At 64.6% G+C, this 15,312-nt stretch carries 11 protein-coding genes; 9 read left to right on the top strand and 2 right to left on the bottom strand.

All coding sequences use genetic code 11. From position 1 onward, the window contains the following. Positions 1-24: 24 nt before the first annotated feature. On the top strand, positions 25-1,209 hold the full coding sequence (locus IEY62_RS05595) for a Gfo/Idh/MocA family protein (protein ID WP_229785094.1): 1,185 nt from the start codon (positions 25-27) through the stop codon (positions 1,207-1,209). Between the two features lies 1 nt (position 1,210). Here IEY62_RS05595 and IEY62_RS05590 read toward each other — a convergent pair whose 3' ends face one another. Then, positions 1,211-2,140: a LysR family transcriptional regulator gene (locus tag IEY62_RS05590; RefSeq protein WP_189014795.1), complete on the bottom strand. Its 930-nt coding sequence runs from the start codon at positions 2,138-2,140 to the stop codon at positions 1,211-1,213. Between the two features lie 106 nt (positions 2,141-2,246). Between IEY62_RS05590 and tdh the strand changes: the two genes are divergently transcribed. Genes tdh through hutI form a run of 4 tightly spaced genes read left to right on the top strand, consistent with a single transcriptional unit; the run spans position 2,247 to position 6,917 of the window. Continuing rightward, positions 2,247-3,293 (top strand): L-threonine 3-dehydrogenase, encoded by a 1,047-nt coding sequence (tdh, locus tag IEY62_RS05585; protein WP_189014793.1) that lies wholly within the window; start codon positions 2,247-2,249, stop codon positions 3,291-3,293. A gap of 47 nt (positions 3,294-3,340) precedes the next feature. Continuing rightward, positions 3,341-4,534, top strand: coding sequence for a glycine C-acetyltransferase (locus IEY62_RS05580; protein WP_189014791.1), 1,194 nt, complete (start codon positions 3,341-3,343; stop codon positions 4,532-4,534). 44 nt (positions 4,535-4,578) lie between these two features. Continuing rightward, positions 4,579-5,676, top strand: coding sequence for an NAD(P)/FAD-dependent oxidoreductase (locus IEY62_RS05575; RefSeq protein WP_189014789.1), 1,098 nt, complete (start codon positions 4,579-4,581; stop codon positions 5,674-5,676). An 11-nt stretch (positions 5,677-5,687) separates the two neighbouring features. Continuing rightward, positions 5,688-6,917: an imidazolonepropionase gene (hutI, locus tag IEY62_RS05570; RefSeq protein ID WP_189014787.1), complete on the top strand. Its 1,230-nt coding sequence runs from the start codon at positions 5,688-5,690 to the stop codon at positions 6,915-6,917. Positions 6,918-6,982: 65 nt separating this feature from the next. Here hutI and IEY62_RS05565 read toward each other — a convergent pair whose 3' ends face one another. Further along, on the bottom strand, positions 6,983-11,374 hold the full coding sequence (locus IEY62_RS05565; protein WP_189014785.1) for an endo-alpha-N-acetylgalactosaminidase family protein: 4,392 nt from the start codon (positions 11,372-11,374) through the stop codon (positions 6,983-6,985). A gap of 274 nt (positions 11,375-11,648) precedes the next feature. Here IEY62_RS05565 and IEY62_RS05560 point away from each other — a divergent pair, with 274 nt between their 5' ends. Genes IEY62_RS05560 through IEY62_RS05545 form a run of 4 tightly spaced genes read left to right on the top strand, consistent with a single transcriptional unit; the run spans position 11,649 to position 15,312 of the window. After that, on the top strand, positions 11,649-12,566 hold the full coding sequence (locus IEY62_RS05560; protein WP_189014783.1) for an SIS domain-containing protein: 918 nt from the start codon (positions 11,649-11,651) through the stop codon (positions 12,564-12,566). A 9-nt stretch (positions 12,567-12,575) separates the two neighbouring features. After that, positions 12,576-13,511 carry an ROK family protein gene (locus tag IEY62_RS05555; RefSeq protein WP_189014781.1) on the top strand — a complete coding sequence of 312 codons (936 nt, stop codon included), beginning with the start codon at positions 12,576-12,578 and terminating at the stop codon, positions 13,509-13,511. Further along, complete coding sequence (locus IEY62_RS05550) at positions 13,508-14,476, top strand: 1-phosphofructokinase family hexose kinase (RefSeq protein WP_189014779.1); 969 nt, start codon at positions 13,508-13,510, stop codon at positions 14,474-14,476. Before IEY62_RS05555 ends, IEY62_RS05550 begins: the two co-directional genes overlap by 4 nt. After that, a complete protein-coding gene (locus IEY62_RS05545; protein ID WP_189014777.1) occupies positions 14,458-15,312 on the top strand; it encodes a class II fructose-bisphosphate aldolase in 855 nt (284 codons plus the stop codon). The genes IEY62_RS05550 and IEY62_RS05545 overlap by 19 nt, the downstream gene beginning before the upstream one ends.

Below are 15,312 nucleotides of genomic sequence, written 5' to 3'. Positions count from 1 at the left end.
ATCAGCAGAAGGAAATTGCACACCATGGATAAGGATTTGAAGGTCGGAATCGTAGGATTCGGGCTGCGTTCGGGGCTGTGGAAGCACGCCCACAAACCCGGCAAAGGCTCCGAGGTCACCATCATCTGCGACCTCAGTGAGCGTGGCCGGGCTGATGCCGCCCAGCGCATTCCCACTGCCCGCATCACTGCCGACCTTGACGAACTGTTGACCAGCGGCCTGGACGCCGTACTGGTCCTGACCCCCGATAACCAGCACGCCGCCGTCGCTGTCCGGACGCTCAAGGCGGGCATCCCCACCTTCTGCGAAAAACCGCTGGACATCACGGTCGAGGCGGCGGACCTGATCCTCAGCACGGCTTTTGAAACCGGCACGCGCCTGTACGTGGGACACAATATGCGCCACATGCCGGTGGTGGTGCAGATGCGCCAACTTATCGAAGATGGCAGGATCGGGGACGTCAAGGCTGTCTGGTGCCGCCACTTCGTAGGCCACGGCGGGGACTACTACTTCAAGGACTGGCACGCCCAGCGCGCCAACGTCACGTCCCTCCTGCTCCAGAAGGGTGCGCACGACATCGACGTGATCCACTGGCTCGCCGGTGGCTACACCAAGCGGGTTGCCGCCGTCGGCGATCTTGCCGTCTACGGCGACGTCGCCAACCGTGCCGACAACACCGGCAAACGCATGGGGGATTGGTTCTCCCTGGACAACTGGCCGCCGACTGAGCAGAAGGATCTGGCCGAGGTGATCGACGTCGAGGACATTTCCATGATGAACATGGTCCTGGACAACGGTGTGCTGGCCTCGTACCAGCAGTGCCATTTCACGCCGGACTACTGGCGGAACTACACCATCATCGGCACCAAGGGCCGGATCGAGAACCTGGGCGATGGGCCGGGGGAGACCATCAATGTATGGACCAGCCGGTCGTCCGGGTATGCGGCACCGGATGAGGTCATCACCATCCAGGACGGCGAAGGTGGCCACGGTGGTGCCGATCCGCGCCTGATTGAGGAGTTCCTCCGTTTCGCTTCCTCCGGCGGGCGCACACAGACCAGTCCCATCGCCGCGCGGCAGGCAGTGGTAGCGGGAATTCTTGCCGCTGAATCCCTGCGGGGCGACGGCTCGGCGCGTGAGGTCCCCGAACTTCCCGCCGAACTGGTGGCCTACTTCGACGCCGGTCAGCCCGCCTTGGTCCGCGACTGACTCAGGTGGGTTCGGAAAGCCCGGTCATGACGGTTTGAAGTGACTCGCAAACCGTCATGACCGATTTCCGTTTCAGCGTCTCCGGGCGGGCCAGGATGTCGATTTTGCGTACGGAGTTCACGCCGGACAAAGGACGCAGCACCACACCGGCGTCCAGCACCCTTCGGGCCGTGAACCTCGGCAGCAGTCCGATCGCACCACCGGCGGACACCAGCGCCGCCACGGTTGAATAGTCGTTGATGCGGTGCAGTACCTCCGCGGGCCTGCCACTCACAGCCACGACGGCGGCCAGGACATCCGCGGGAGAGTAGCCGTCGCGGCTGGTCACCCAGGGTTCATCCACGACGTCGGACGGCTCCAGTTCGCGGCGGGATGCGAGCGGGTGATCAGCTGGAAGGGCGATGTCCAAGGGCTCGTCGGCGAGCGGGATCACCGCTACCTTGTCTTCGGGCCACTGTGGGCTGTTGTCCATCCTGTGCGCCAGCACCAGGTCATACCGTGCAGCCAACCCGGGGAAATCCTCCTGGGCCACGTCCTCGTCGGACAGCCGCAGGCGCGGCGACTTCCCGCCGTCGGACGATGTTCCGGACGCCAACAGGGCGGCCAGCGGTGCGAACAGTGCCTGCCCTGCACTGTGGAAGGCGCTGACGCTGACGGGCGCGTCGGGGGCATCGTGGTAGGCGCCGATCGCGGCCCGCGCATCTGCCATGGCGTTCACGACGGCGGCACCCGCCTCGGCGAGGACCCGGCCGGCGTCTGTCAGCACCAGGGCCCGGCCCTCCTTGCGCGTCAGCGGCACATCCACCGACCTCTGGAGCAGGGCGAGCTGTTGCGAAACCGCCGACGGCGTGACCATTAACGTTTCGGCGACAGCCTTGACGCTCCCGAGGTCCCCGAGCTCGCGGAGCATCTGCAGCTGATGAATTTCCATTAGCAAATTCTAAATCGTTGATTGAGAAGAATCTAGTTGTGCTAAATCGTGGCCGGGGCTTCAATGGACTCAGCAGCAGTGAAGCAGCCCAGCAGTGAGGAATCCCATGAAGGCTCTCTACAAATCCGGACCGCACGCAGGGTTCGAACTCGTTGACCGTCCCGAACCCGAAACCGGTGCCGGCGACGTCAAGATCCGTGTGATGACCACCGGCATCTGCGGAACCGATCTCCACATCCAGAGCTGGGACGCCTGGGCCCAAAGCATCATCGAAACTCCGCTCATTGCAGGCCACGAGTTCTACGGCGAAGTAGTGGAAATCGGCGAGGACGTCCGCGACGTCAAGGTCGGAGACCGCGTCTCCGGCGAAGGGCACATCGTGTGCGGAATCTGCCGCAACTGTCGCGCCGGCCGCCGCCAGATGTGCATCCACACCGTCTCCGTTGGCGTGCAGCGCGATGGCGCCTTTGCTGAATTCGTGGTGATCCCGGAGACGAACGTTTGGGTCCACAACGACGAATCCGTCACCCCTGAACTCGGGGCCATTTTCGACCCCTTCGGCAACGCCGTCCACACCGCCCTGAGCTTCCCGCTGGTCGGCGAAGACGTGCTCATTACAGGTGCCGGACCCATCGGCCTGATGGCCATCGCCGTCGCCCGCCATGCCGGTGCCCGCAAGATCGCCATTACGGACGTCTCCGCACCCCGCCTGGAACTGGCCCGGCAAATGGGCGTGGACCTCGCTGTGGATGTGTCCAGGATGCGCGTCCGCGACGCCCAGCAGGAACTGGGTATGCGCGAAGGGTTCGACATCGGACTCGAAATGTCAGGACACCCCACGGCGCTGCCTGAGATGATCGACAACATGAACCACGGCGGACGGATCGCCATGCTCGGCCTTCCCAGCCAGTCCATCGACATCGACTGGGGCAAGGTGGTCACCCACATGCTCACCCTCAAGGGCATCTACGGCCGCGAAATGTTCGAGACCTGGTACGCCATGAGCGCCATGCTCTCCTCCAACCCCGTGCTCCACCGCAGCATCTCCGCCGTCGTGACCGACAAGCTGTCCGCAGCCGACTGGGAAAAGGGCTTCGAGATTGCCCGCAACGGTACCGGCGGCAAAGTAGTCCTGGACTGGACTGAACTGTAACCGGAACCCCCACGGCAACCGAACCCCCAAGAACTTTAGGAGCACCCATGTACTCAGCCATCAAAGACCAACTGCAGGGCGAACTCGACGAGATCCGCACCGCCGGCCTCTTCAAGACCGAACGCCACATCGACTCCCCGCAGGCAAGCCACATCGCCGCAGGACAACTCGGCCAGCCGGCCAACAAAGTCCTGAACTTCTGCGCCAACAACTACCTGGGACTGGCCGACCACCCGGACATCATCGCTGCTGCCAAGTCCGCCATGGACGAGCGAGGCTTCGGCATGGCTTCGGTGCGCTTCATCTGCGGCACGCAGGACCTCCACCTGGAACTTGAGGCCCGGGTCTCCGCGTTCCTGGGCACCGAGGACACCATCCTGTTCTCCAGCTGCTTCGACGCCAACGGCGGCGTCTTCGAGTCCCTGTTCGGCCCGGACGACGCCATCATCTCGGACTCCCTGAACCACGCCTCCATCATCGACGGCATCCGCCTGAGCAAGGCCAAGCGCTTCCGCTACGCCAACCAGGACATGGCAGACCTTGAAGCAAAGCTCGTTGAAGCCGAAGGTTCCCGCCGAAAGATCATCGTCACGGACGGTGTCTTCTCCATGGACGGGTACCTGGCGCCGCTCGAAGCAATCTGCGATCTCGCCGAAAAACACGACGCACTGGTCATGGTGGACGACTCCCACGCCGTCGGCTTCATGGGACCCACCGGCGCTGGCACCCCCGAGCACGCTGGTGTCTCCGACCGCGTGGACATCTACACGGGTACCTTCGGCAAAGCCCTGGGCGGTGCCTCGGGCGGTTACGTTTCCGGCCGCGGCGAGATCGTCGCCATGCTGCGCCAGAAGGCCCGCCCGTACCTGTTCTCCAACTCCCTCGCCCCGGCCATCGTTGCGGCCACCATCAAGGCGATCGAGCTGGTCCAGGAGTCGGGCGAACTCCGCACCCGCCTCTTCGAGAACGCTGCGCTGTTCCGTCGCCGGATGAGCGAGGAAGGCTTCGAACTTCTCGACGGCGAGCACGCCATCATCCCCGTGATGTTCGGTGACGCCGTGGTGGCCGCGAAGGTTGCCGACGAAATGCTCAACAACGGCGTTTTCGTCACGGCCTTCAGCTTCCCCGTAGTGCCGAAGGGCGTGGCCCGGATCCGCGTGCAGCTCTCGGCTGCGCACAGCGCGGACGACGTCGAGGCGTGCGTTCAGGCGTTCGTCAAGAGTCGCGCCGCGGTCGCCTAGCCGACGCCCGCCCACGTCCGGCGTGCTTCTGACAGGATGGAGCCATGGCTTCGAATTATGACGTGGTAATCGTTGGCGGCGGTATTGGCGGGCTGTCCTTGGCGGCAGCGCTGGCCGGAAAGTGCACAGTAGCTTTGGTGGAAGCCGAGCAGTCCCTGGCCTTCCACACTTCTTCCCGGTCGGCCCGCCAACTGATCCCCAGCTATGGGCCGCCAGTGGTGCAGGAATTGACTGCAAGGACCTTGGAGTTGTTGGCAGCCCGTGACGCCCGGGCGGCGGAGCCGATCCTTACTCCCCGGGGCTTCATGCTGGTGGGCGATGAGGAGACTGTGAGTGCCGAGGCCAGCGGCGACATGCACCGGATCACCCACGCCCAAGCGATGGCATTGTGCCCGGTCCTCAACCCGGATTCCTTCACTGCTGCGGGACTCGATAACGGCTCTTTCGGCTGCAATGCTCCGCTCCTGCTGGACGAACACCGCCGGACAGCAGAAGCTGCGGGTGTGGACATCATCACCGGGGCCAAGGTCCACTCGGCCCAGCGGTTGGGGAGCGGCTGGCAGGTGGGCGCCGGCACCGAAGGGTTCCAGTCCGGCGTCGTGGTTAATGCCGCCGGCGCCTGGGCAGATGAGCTGGCTGTCATCAGCGGCGTGGAGAAGCTGGGACTTCAGCCGTTCCGCCGGACTGCCGCGATCGTAAACGTCCGGAATCCGCTGACGCCGGAAACACCCATGGTGTGTGCGGCGGATGATTCCTTCTATTTCCGGCCGGAGGGCAAGCAAGTGCTGATCTCGCCGTCCGAGCATGTGCCCAGCGGTCCCGAGGACGCCAAACCGCGGCCCGGCGACGTGGAAAAACTCATCACCAGTCTCAACAGTGTGACCACTTTGGGCATCGAGTCCGTGGACCGCGCCTGGACCGGTCTGCGGACCGAGGCCGCGGACGGCATCCCGGTGGTGGGATTCGACGCCGAAGCTCCCGGCTTCTTTTGGCTCGCCGGGCAGGGAGGCTACGGTTTCCAGACGTCGTCGGCCATCGCGGAGCTGGCTGCGGCCCTCATCCTTGGCTCGGTGGAGGCGGAGAGTCCGGAATCCCGGACAGCGGAGCAACTGGCAGCCACCCGTTGGTCCATCCGGCGCTGAACAATAGGCATATGAGCGCAACCACACCAGCCAGCACACTCATCACCAACATCGGCGAGCTGATGACCCAGGATCTGGAGCACCGGGTCCTCAAGGATGCGGCCGTTGTCTTTGAAGGCGAGCGGATTTCCTGGATCGGATCCCGCCACGATGCTCCCTCTGCTGATGAAATGATCGACGCCGAAGGCCGCGCCGTCCTGCCTGGCTGGGTCGACTCGCATTCGCACCTTGTCTTCGCAGGAGACCGCACAGCGGAATTCGAGGCCCGCATGGCCGGGCAGAGCTACAGCGCCGGTGGCATTGCCGTCACCACGGGAGCCACGCGCAGCGTCAGCGACGACGAACTGACGCGCCTGGTGAGGGACCGCGTGAAGGAGGCCGTCTCGCAGGGAACCACCTACCTGGAGAGCAAGACCGGCTACGGGCTGGACGTGGACAACGAAGCCCGCAGTGCCAGGATTGCCGCAGCCGAAGTGGACGAGGTCACCTATCTTGGCGCGCACCTGGTCCCGGCCGGCTCTGACCCCGAGGAATACACGGACCTGGTCTGCGGCGCCATGCTGGACGCCGTGCTTCCGCATGTCCGCTGGGCCGACGTGTTCTGCGAGCGGGGCGCCTTCACAGAGGACCAGTCGCGTCGTGTCCTGACTGCGGCCCGAAACGCCGGGCTCGGTCTGCGGGTCCATGGAAACCAACTGGGCGAGGGTCCCGGCGTAGCGCTGGCCGTGGAGTTCGCAGCTGCAAGTGTGGACCACGTGAACTACCTTTCGGACAAGGATGTCGCGGCGCTCGCGGAAACCTGGACCGGCTGGGACCCAACAACGGGCCTGGGCACCAAAGGCACCGTGGCAACCTGCCTTCCCGCCTGCGACCTCTCCACCCGCCAGCCCCTGGCGCCCGGCCGCGGATTGATCGACGCCGGCGTGCAGATCGCGCTGGCAGCCAACTGCAACCCGGGAACGTCGTACACCACGTCCATGGCTTTCTGTGTCACCACGGCGGTTCTCCAGATGCACTTGAGCGTCCATGAGGCCGTCCGGGCGGCGACGTACGGCGGCGCCTTGGCGTTGGGCCGGGAGTCCGGCAACGACGTCGACGGCGAACGGGCGGTGGGTTCGCTCGCCGTCGGCCACAGGGCTGACCTGCACATGCTGAAGGCACCGTCGGCGACCCACTTGGCGTACCGTCCCGGGATCCCGCTGACGGACTCGGTGTGGCGGGCGGGCGTGAGGGTCGTCTAGCGACGCGGGGTCACTTATGGCCGGTTGTCCCCATCGGGATGGGCCATAAGTGACCCCGCGTTGCTTTAGGCGCAGGTGAATTTCGCGTCGGCCCAGTCTCCCCAGTCGTCGCCGGCGTCGTCACCGTTCTTGTCGGCGATCAGTTCGACGTTCCGGATACCGCTGATGTCCACGTTGAGGGGTAGTGCCGCAGAATCGGCGCTGAGAACGGGAGTCCGGAGCAGCTCGCGGCCATCACCTTTGACGATGAAGACCACCGATCCGTGCAGGCCCTTGTTCAGCTTGGCGTCGTCCACACCCACCACGGCGGTGAAGGCGGTGCACTTGGCTTCGGTGGCGATGCTGATCTTCGAGTCGGCGTGGACACCGATTCCCTTGGAGTAAACGACGCCGTCAAGCCGCAGCGCGGGTCCGTCGCCGGCGTTCTGCTCACCGTTGGCGCGGTCCCTTTCCGCTGGTCCCCAACCGTTGACGCTCCCGATCCAGGGCAGGTCGGAGGCGAAAACCGTACCGTTCAGCACGGGGGCGGGAGGCTCCTGCGCGGTGGACGAGCACGTGAACCTGGCATCGGCCCAGTCCGAGTGGTCGTTTCCGTTGGAGTCGCCTGCGTCGTCGGCCACGAGCTCCACGTACTGGGCGCCGGTGACGTCCACGGTGAGGGGCAGGGGAGCGCTGGTGGCTCCCAGTACCGGGGTGGTGACCTTGGCGGTGCCGTCGGCCACCACGGAGAACTTCACGCTGCCCCGGGTGGGCTGGGCGTCATCGATGCCCACCGTTGCCGTGAAAGCCGTGCAGTAGCCTCCGAGGTAGTACCGGATGGTGCTGTTGGCGTGGGCGCCGAGGCCCTTTGCGTAGACGGTGCCGTTCAGGGTCAGCGGGGTGCCGTCGCCGGCCCCGGTTCCGCCGTTGGACTGGTCCTTTTCAACAGGGCCCCAGCCGTTGGTGGCGCTGACCCACGGGTGGTCGCTGGCGAACACTGTGGCCTGCGGCGGTTTGGGCAGTGTCCGGACAGTGGTGGTGCTGCTGATGGTCCGGCTACCTGCCGGGTTGTTGCCTGATGCGGCGGCGGTGTAGCTGGCCTTGGCTGTGATGGGGTAGTCGCCATCAGCGGTCGCGGGTGCCGTGATCTTCCAGGTGGTGGTGAGGGTGCCGCCAACGGGGAGGGTTGCAGCCGTTGCCGGCGTGGTCGGTGAGGCGGTCCATTCTTCGGGAAGCTCGAGCGCTACGGCGAGTCCGCTGATGGCCGCCGGTTCGTCGGAGGTAAACGTGGTGACGAAGTCCTGCGCTTTGCCCTGCTGGACAACGTCGCCTTGAAGTTCGGCCGAGAGCTGCGCACAGGCTGGGACGGCCTCCGAGGCGCCGAGGTCCTCCACCAGGAGGTTGTCCAGGGTGAAGTCCGATCCGTTGGCGCTGCCCGTGCGTTGGAGTCCCACAAAGTAGTCGCCGCAGAAGCCGGTATCAAGGATCTGCTCGAACCGGGTGGTGCTGGTTTTCGCGTCGATTGCCTGGCTGCCCGTCACTGCGGGGCCCGCCTGCGAGTCGTAGCCGGAAACCCAGGCGTATTGCCCGGCTTTCGAGTTCTGGTAGTCGAAGGACACCTTGTATTTGTGCCCGGCCTGGAAGGGCACTGTGGCTTCGGTGGTGCGGTAGACCATGCCCGGTCCGCCGTCGGGGGCGGTGTTTTCGTCATGGGCGATCAAGGACCATGTGCCGTCCAGGACTTCGTCAATCACATTGCTGTCCCAGCCCTTCCCGGTGAAGGGTTCGTTGCGCTCGGTGATGTGCGTCCGCGGGTCCGTGGAGCCGCCGGCGTTGCCCTTGACGAACGGTCCCCAGCCTTGATCGACGTTCTCGAAGTCTTCGCTGAGCACTCCGGTGGTGGCCACCCGGGTGGTCTTCACCGCCCGGAGGTCGTCCACGCGTACTGTGGCGTCGCCGTCGGCTGTTGTGACGGAGACGGTGGCCCTCGTGTTGTTCCGGGGCACATCCACCAGCACCCGTACGCGCTGGAAGGCGGTCCCGTGCTTCTCGTCGCCGGCCACGTAGTTTTCTGCGTTGGACGAATCGATGGTGATGCTTTCGGTCTTGCCATCGAGGTTGACGGCGAGGGTGGTGGGCCGGACCTTGCCCGGCTGGATTTCAATCCATGCGCTGACGGATTGGGTTCCGGCGTCCAGCTTGACGTCCTGGCTGATCGACGACGGCGTTGCCCCCATTTCGGCGAAGCGGCGGCCTTTGTCGTCGCGCACCTGGGTGACGTTGCCCGTGGGGTTCCAGGGGGCGAGGCCGGTGCCGTTGAAGCCGGGATCGTTGAAGGCCGTGCCTTCGCCGAAGTCTGCCTTCTTGGGGAGTGCGTTGTTCCTGGAGGTCAGAACATAGGGCTGCTTCGGGTCCGCGGTGATGGTTACCTGGCCGTTGACAACAGGCACGTCGGCGACCTTCACGCGTCCGTTGTCGGTCAGTTTGAACATCTCCAGCGAGTTTGATGTGGCGAACTCCCGGGTAAGCGTCCAGGTGCTGGTGCCACCGGCGGGGTTGTAGTGGTAGAGCTTGTCGGCTTTGCCGTTCTCCTTTGAGGACCACGGCAGCAGGTACCTTCCGCCCTGCAGCACGGAGGTTCCGGCGACGGTGATGTTGCGTTCCTCAGCGGTGTTTCCGGTGACGGCCACGGAATCGGCGAGGTCGATCCGCTCGGGTGTCCACTTGGTGATCTGGTGGTGCTGCAGGAATTTCGCCGGGAGGTTGGCTGTCCAGACGTTCTCACTGAAGGCGTTGAAGTCGTTTTGCCCGGTCCAGCCTTCGAACTCCACAATGTGGCTCACGCCGAGCTTGGGGTCGGGGTTCCACACGTCTGATTGGGTGTTGTTGATGAAGCGGAGGATTTGGGAGTTGACGCCTTTGTTGCTGGAGCCCCCGTACTTTTCGTCGTTGGCCCAGTGAGACCACGTGTTGTTGCGGGACAGGTGGTCGGCCCACTCCGAGCCAACGCGGAAGCCATTCTTGACCAGTTCCTGCTGCAGCCTCTCAGCGAGCCAGCCGAACTCGTAGTAGACGTCCACGTATACGAAGTCCAGGTTCTTGTCCGTGGCTTCGCGGAGTTCCTTGATGCGCTGGGCGAGCTTGCCGGAGTTGATGTCCTGTCGCTGGTTGATGTAGTAGGACTGGTCCAGCCAGTTCCAGCCGAGGCCCTTGTCGGCCCGCAACAGGTCTTCGCTGAAGGACTTCGCTTCAGGGTAGATTTCTGTGGCGTTGATGTGGACGCCGAAGCTGGCGTTCCAGTCCTTGCCCTCCTTGACCAGCTTGTTGAGGTCCTCCAGTCCACCTGCGCGGGTGTTGAAGTTGTTCCCGTAATCGGTGTTTGCTGAGTCGTGGCCTTCGCTGGTGTAGCCCTTGAGCATGGCTACCTGGCCCAGTCCGTCCGTTGCCAGGGAGATGCGCTTTACGTCGTCCAGGGTGCGGAGGAACGGGTGGGTTGCCTGGGAGGCAAAGTTGAAGGGAATGTGGGTGATCACGTTGTCCGGGGTCTGCTCACCTTTGTTGGCGGACACCTGGATGGATCTCATGGCGATTGCTGCGTCCTGCCAGTCCACGCCGCCATCGGCGTTCGCGTCGGTGGTGATGGCGACCCGGGTCCAGGGAAGTTCTTCCGTGGTGGTGGAGCCGTCTGCGCGGTACAGCCATTGGCCGCTGGCGATTCCCATGGCCACTCCGCCGGCGCCGTCGCTGACCGCCTGGCGCCAGAAGCGGCCTTTGTCTTTGGCGCCTGGTCCGGAGGAGGTGTCGTAGAGAGCATTGGATTCGACCGCTGCACCCAGCGCCGCGGTATTGGCCAACGCGTACGCGGAGCTTTTGGGCGCAGTGTCCAGCGGTGTCGCGGTGGTAACGGCCGTGAACTCGTCTCCACTGACGCTGCGGTCGACGGACAGATTGGCTGTGGACACTTGGGCGCCGGGCTGCGAGGAGCCCACAGTGACGAGGTTCAGCCGGGGGAGCTGCACGGTTTTCACGAGGTGGTCTGCGGAGTCCTTGATCTCCGTGACGTTGAAGGAGACCACATTCTTTTTGACGGCGAGCCGGGCCTTGATCACGGTGTTGCCGAAGTCGGGCACGGTGAGGACGTAGTCCCGTGCGTCCTTTCCGGAGGCAATGGAGGTTCCGGTGACGCCGAACTCCACTCCGTTGAGGGTGATGGTGTTCAACCGCGTTGTGGTGCCGTCGAGGCGGGCCTTGGTGGCGGCGTCGGTGTAGCCGAGGACTTGGGGGAAGGTGGTGGCGACGTCCACGCGGAGGCCGCCTGAGGTGATGGTGGCGGTGTCGGCTGCGCTGACGACGTCGGTGGGCAGGACAAGGGGGGTTGCAGTGGCGGGCTGGATGACCATCAAGCCCAGCGAAGATGAGGCGACAACACAGGCCAAACTCAACGAGGCGAGGCGTCTGGGGGATGACAAGCGGGGCATGATGCTCCTTATTGATTATTGCGAGTGAGTAATAATCACTTTCTTGCGGACTTATTCAACACTGCTCTACGAACAAGAAGCTGACAAGAGTTAACAAGTAGTTAACTTAAAAGCACATGTGAGAACACGAAGATGGCGGGCTGACGGGCTCCTCCGTCACCGGAGGCAAATGCGCAGTCTTCTCCAGTAGATGATCCTTGTGAGATCGAAAATGATCGTTTAGTGTTTCTATAGATCAAAAAACGTCATTACTTGAGCGGGAGCGAAACACACGATGAGCGAGAACATACTGGGTGCCTTCATGGAGGAAGAGCTGGTTTCCCAGCCCGTCGTCTGGCAGCGCGCCATCGACCAGGCCCGTCGCGAAGACCTGCTTCCCGCAGACGGACAACGCATCGCCGTGATTGGCTGCGGCACGTCCTGGTTCATGGCCCAAAGCTACGCCGCTGCCCGCGAATCCGCAGGCAAAGGCGTCACGGACGCATTTGCGGCCTCCGAGGCGTTCCTGAACAGCAACAGTGCGGACCGCCAGTACGACGCCGTCGTGGCCATCACGCGCTCAGGTACCACCACCGAAGTGCTGGAGATCCTGACCGAATTGAAGGGCATCGTCCCCACCGTGGCGATCATCGGCGACACAACCTCGCCCATCATCGAGCTGGCGGACACCGTGATTGGCCTCCAGTATGCCGACGAGCGCTCCGTGGTGCAGACCCGTTTCGCCACCACTGCGCTGGTCTACCTTCTGACCAGCATCGACATCGACGTGCAGCAAGCCATTGCCGATGCACGCGACGCCGTGACAGCTCCCGTCTCCCAGGAACTCCTGGACGCCGAGCAATTTACTTTCCTCGGCACCGGATGGACGGTGGGACTGGCCCACGAGGCCGGCCTCAAAATGCGCGAGGCTGTCCAAGGCTGGACCGAGTCCTACCCGGCCATGGAATACCGCCACGGTCCCATCTCCATCGCCGCTCCGGGCCGCGTCACCTGGTTGTTTGGCGTCCAGCCCGAAGGACTGGACCAGGACATGGCCGCCACTGGCGCCCTCTACATCCACACGGACAAGCACCCCCTGGCCGAGCTGGCCCGGGTCCATAAGGTCACGCTCGAGCGTGCAAGGGTCCGCGGCTTGAACCCGGACCTGCCGCGCAACCTGACCCGCTCGGTCATTCTCGACGCCTCGGCCTAGGCACCCGTCATGGTTCTCGGAGCCGCAGAATCACCGGTCCTCTCATTCGATGTTGGCGGGACCGACATCAAAGCCGGTTTGGTGGATGCCAAGGGCGTGGTGCTGGGCATGCGCCGCGTCCCCACGCCGCTTGACCCGGCGCGTCCCGGTGAAGCCGTCGTGGAGCGGCTGGCGGAGCTTGCCGCCGAACTGGCTGCCGAGTTCCCGGGCACCCCTGCCAAAGCTGCCGGAATCATCGTCCCCGGCATCGTCGACTCGGTGGCAGGGGTGGGCGTCTATTCCGCCAACCTTGGATGGCGGAACTTTCCCTTCACGGCCGAAGCCCAAAAGCGTCTCGGCATACCAGTGGCCTTCGATCACGATGTCCGTTCTGCTGCTGCCGTTGAGCACGCACTGGGCGGTTCAAGGGAGTTCAGCGACGTAGTAGTCATGGTTGTGGGCACCGGCATCGCGGCTGCAGTGTTCTCCGGAGGCAAGGCCGTTACTGCCGGCGGTTTCGCCGGTGAACTCGGCCACGCGCAGGTTCCGGATCCGGACGCCGGTCCTGGCGGCACCGCGGCCACCATCCTGGAAGCCGTCGGTTCAGCCGGGGCCATCGCAAAGCGCTACCAGCGGATATCGGGAAACAAGGTCAACGGCGCCCGCAGTGTGCTGCTCAGGGCCACATCCGGAGATGCCCTGGCCGAACGCGTCTGGGCCGAAGCGATGGATGCGCTTGCCTTCACCATCTGCCAATGCGTCAACATCATCGGCACTGAAGCGGTGGTGATCGGTGGCGGCCTCGCCGAAGCAGGCGAGGACCTCCTGCAGCCCCTCCGGGCCCGGGTTGAGCAGACCCTCGATTTCCAACGCCGCCCCCACCTGATCCGCGCCCAGCTGGGTCAGGACGCCGGCCTTCTGGGCGCCGCCCTCAACGCCCGGGCGCTGCTGGGAGGCGGACAATGAAGCGAGCCAATGTGAACCGCATCATCACTGTGACACCGAACCCTGCCATCGACATGACGTACACCGTCCATGGCATCACCGAGGGCGCCAGCCACCGCGTCCCCACTCCCATCAGCCGCGCCGGGGGCAAAGGAATCAACGTTGCCCGCGTGACGCACCAGCTCGGATACCCAGTGCTTGCCATAGCGCCCACCGGCGGAGCCGCGGGCCAGACCCTGGCCGCCGAACTCTGGACCAGCGGGGTGCCGCACATCCTGGTGGGGGTCGCCGCAGAGACGCGACGCAGCAACGCCCTGGTGGACACCGCGGGCGGCGAAACGTCCATCTTCAACGAGGAAGGACAGGCGCTGCTTCCCGATGAATGGCGCTCGCTGCGAACCGCCGTCGCTGAAGCTGTCACCGGCAACCGCAACCTCCCCGCGTCCGTGGTGGTCGGTTCCGGCAGCCTGCCCCCCGGCGCTCCCGCTGGCTTCTACCCGGAGCTGGTCCGCCTGGCCCACGACGCCGGCATACCCGCCATCATCGATACCTCCGGTCCCGGGATCATCGCCGCAGCCAAGGCAGGCGCGGACATCCTCAAGCCCAACCATCATGAACTTACTGAAGCCACGGGGGAGTCCAGCCTCCAGGCAGCGGCGCTCTCCCTGATCGAGATGGGTGCCCGCACCGTGCTGGTCAGCGCCGGTGCGGACGGCATGCTCGCCTTCGACCACGCCGCTCCCGGCGGCTACTGGAGTGCGCGCTTGCCCGAATCGCTCAGCGGCAACCCAACAGGGGCGGGCGACGCCGGTGTGGCAGCAGCCGCCGTCGCACTCGCCGAAGGCATCACCGAGCCGCGCGAGATTCTTCGCCGCGCCACCGCCTGGTCGGCGGCAGCCGTGCTCATGCCGGCAGCGGGCGAGATCTCGCCGCGGTACCAGGAGCTGCAGGACCAACTGATCGTGACATGGAAGGAGACCCAGTGACCCTGGTCAACACTCGGGAACTGATGGACAAGGCAGCTGCCGCCGGCATCGGCCAAGGCGCGTTCAACGTCATCCACATTGAAACCGCTGAGGGGCTGGTGGGAGGTGCCGAGGCCGCCGGTGTTCCCCTGATCCTCCAAATCTCCGAGAACTGTGCCAAATACCACGGCGGCCTCGAACCCATCGCGTCAGCAGCGCTTGCGATCGCACGTTCGGCCTCCGTGCCGGTGGCCCTCCACCTGGACCACGCCGAGTCCGAAGACCTGGCGCTCGCCGCCGTCGACCTCGGGTTCGGTTCCGTGATGTACGACGGCGCCCACTTGCCGTATGAGTGGAACGTTGAGGTAACGCGCCGCGTGGCCAAGTACGCCCACGAGCGCGGAGTCTACGTTGAGGCCGAGCTAGGGAAGGTTGGCGGCAAGGACGGAGCCCATGCGCCGGGCGTCCGCACCGACCCGTCCGAGGCCCAGGCCTTCGTTGAGGCCACCGGAGTGGACGCGCTCGCAGTGGCGGTTGGTTCATCCCATGCCATGACAGAACGCAGCGCAGCCCTGGACCTGCACCTGATCGCCCGACTGAAGACCGCAGTGGGAAAACCGCTGGTTCTTCATGGCTCATCCGGTGTCACAGATGAGATGCTCGTATCCGCTATCGGCGCTGGTATGACTAAGATCAACGTATCCACACATTTGAACGGGTTCTTCACCCGCGCCGTCCGTGAGTACCTAGCCGCCAACCCCGCAGTGGTGGATTCCCGGAAGTACATCAAGGCCGGCCGGGAGGCCCTGGTGCTGGAGTCGGCACGTATGCTGACGCTGTTCGCCAAAGCGAAATAG

The sequence above is a fragment of the Paenarthrobacter histidinolovorans genome, assembly GCF_014647595.1.
In the GTDB taxonomy this organism is placed as follows: Bacteria; Actinomycetota; Actinomycetes; order Actinomycetales; family Micrococcaceae; genus Arthrobacter; species Arthrobacter histidinolovorans.
The sequence above is the reverse complement of the archived record's forward strand: the minus strand, read 5'-3'. Positions and strand labels throughout refer to the sequence as shown.

What these genes read in the sequence shown, in the direction of transcription:
- IEY62_RS05595 (WP_229785094.1), top strand. Translation starts at nt 25, where the DNA reads ATGGATAAGGATTTGAAGGTCGGAATCGTAGGATTCGGGCTGCGTTCG.
- IEY62_RS05555 (WP_189014781.1), top strand. Translation starts at nt 12,576, where the DNA reads ATGGTTCTCGGAGCCGCAGAATCACCGGTCCTCTCATTCGATGTTGGC.
- IEY62_RS05575 (WP_189014789.1), top strand. Translation starts at nt 4,579, where the DNA reads ATGGCTTCGAATTATGACGTGGTAATCGTTGGCGGCGGTATTGGCGGG.
- hutI (WP_189014787.1), top strand. Translation starts at nt 5,688, where the DNA reads ATGAGCGCAACCACACCAGCCAGCACACTCATCACCAACATCGGCGAG.
- tdh (WP_189014793.1), top strand. Translation starts at nt 2,247, where the DNA reads ATGAAGGCTCTCTACAAATCCGGACCGCACGCAGGGTTCGAACTCGTT.
- IEY62_RS05550 (WP_189014779.1), top strand. Translation starts at nt 13,508, where the DNA reads ATGAAGCGAGCCAATGTGAACCGCATCATCACTGTGACACCGAACCCT.
- IEY62_RS05545 (WP_189014777.1), top strand. Translation starts at nt 14,458, where the DNA reads ATGGAAGGAGACCCAGTGACCCTGGTCAACACTCGGGAACTGATGGAC.
- IEY62_RS05565 (WP_189014785.1), bottom strand. Translation starts at nt 11,374, where the DNA reads ATGCCCCGCTTGTCATCCCCCAGACGCCTCGCCTCGTTGAGTTTGGCC.
- IEY62_RS05560 (WP_189014783.1), top strand. Translation starts at nt 11,649, where the DNA reads ATGAGCGAGAACATACTGGGTGCCTTCATGGAGGAAGAGCTGGTTTCC.
- IEY62_RS05590 (WP_189014795.1), bottom strand. Translation starts at nt 2,140, where the DNA reads ATGGAAATTCATCAGCTGCAGATGCTCCGCGAGCTCGGGGACCTCGGG.
- IEY62_RS05580 (WP_189014791.1), top strand. Translation starts at nt 3,341, where the DNA reads ATGTACTCAGCCATCAAAGACCAACTGCAGGGCGAACTCGACGAGATC.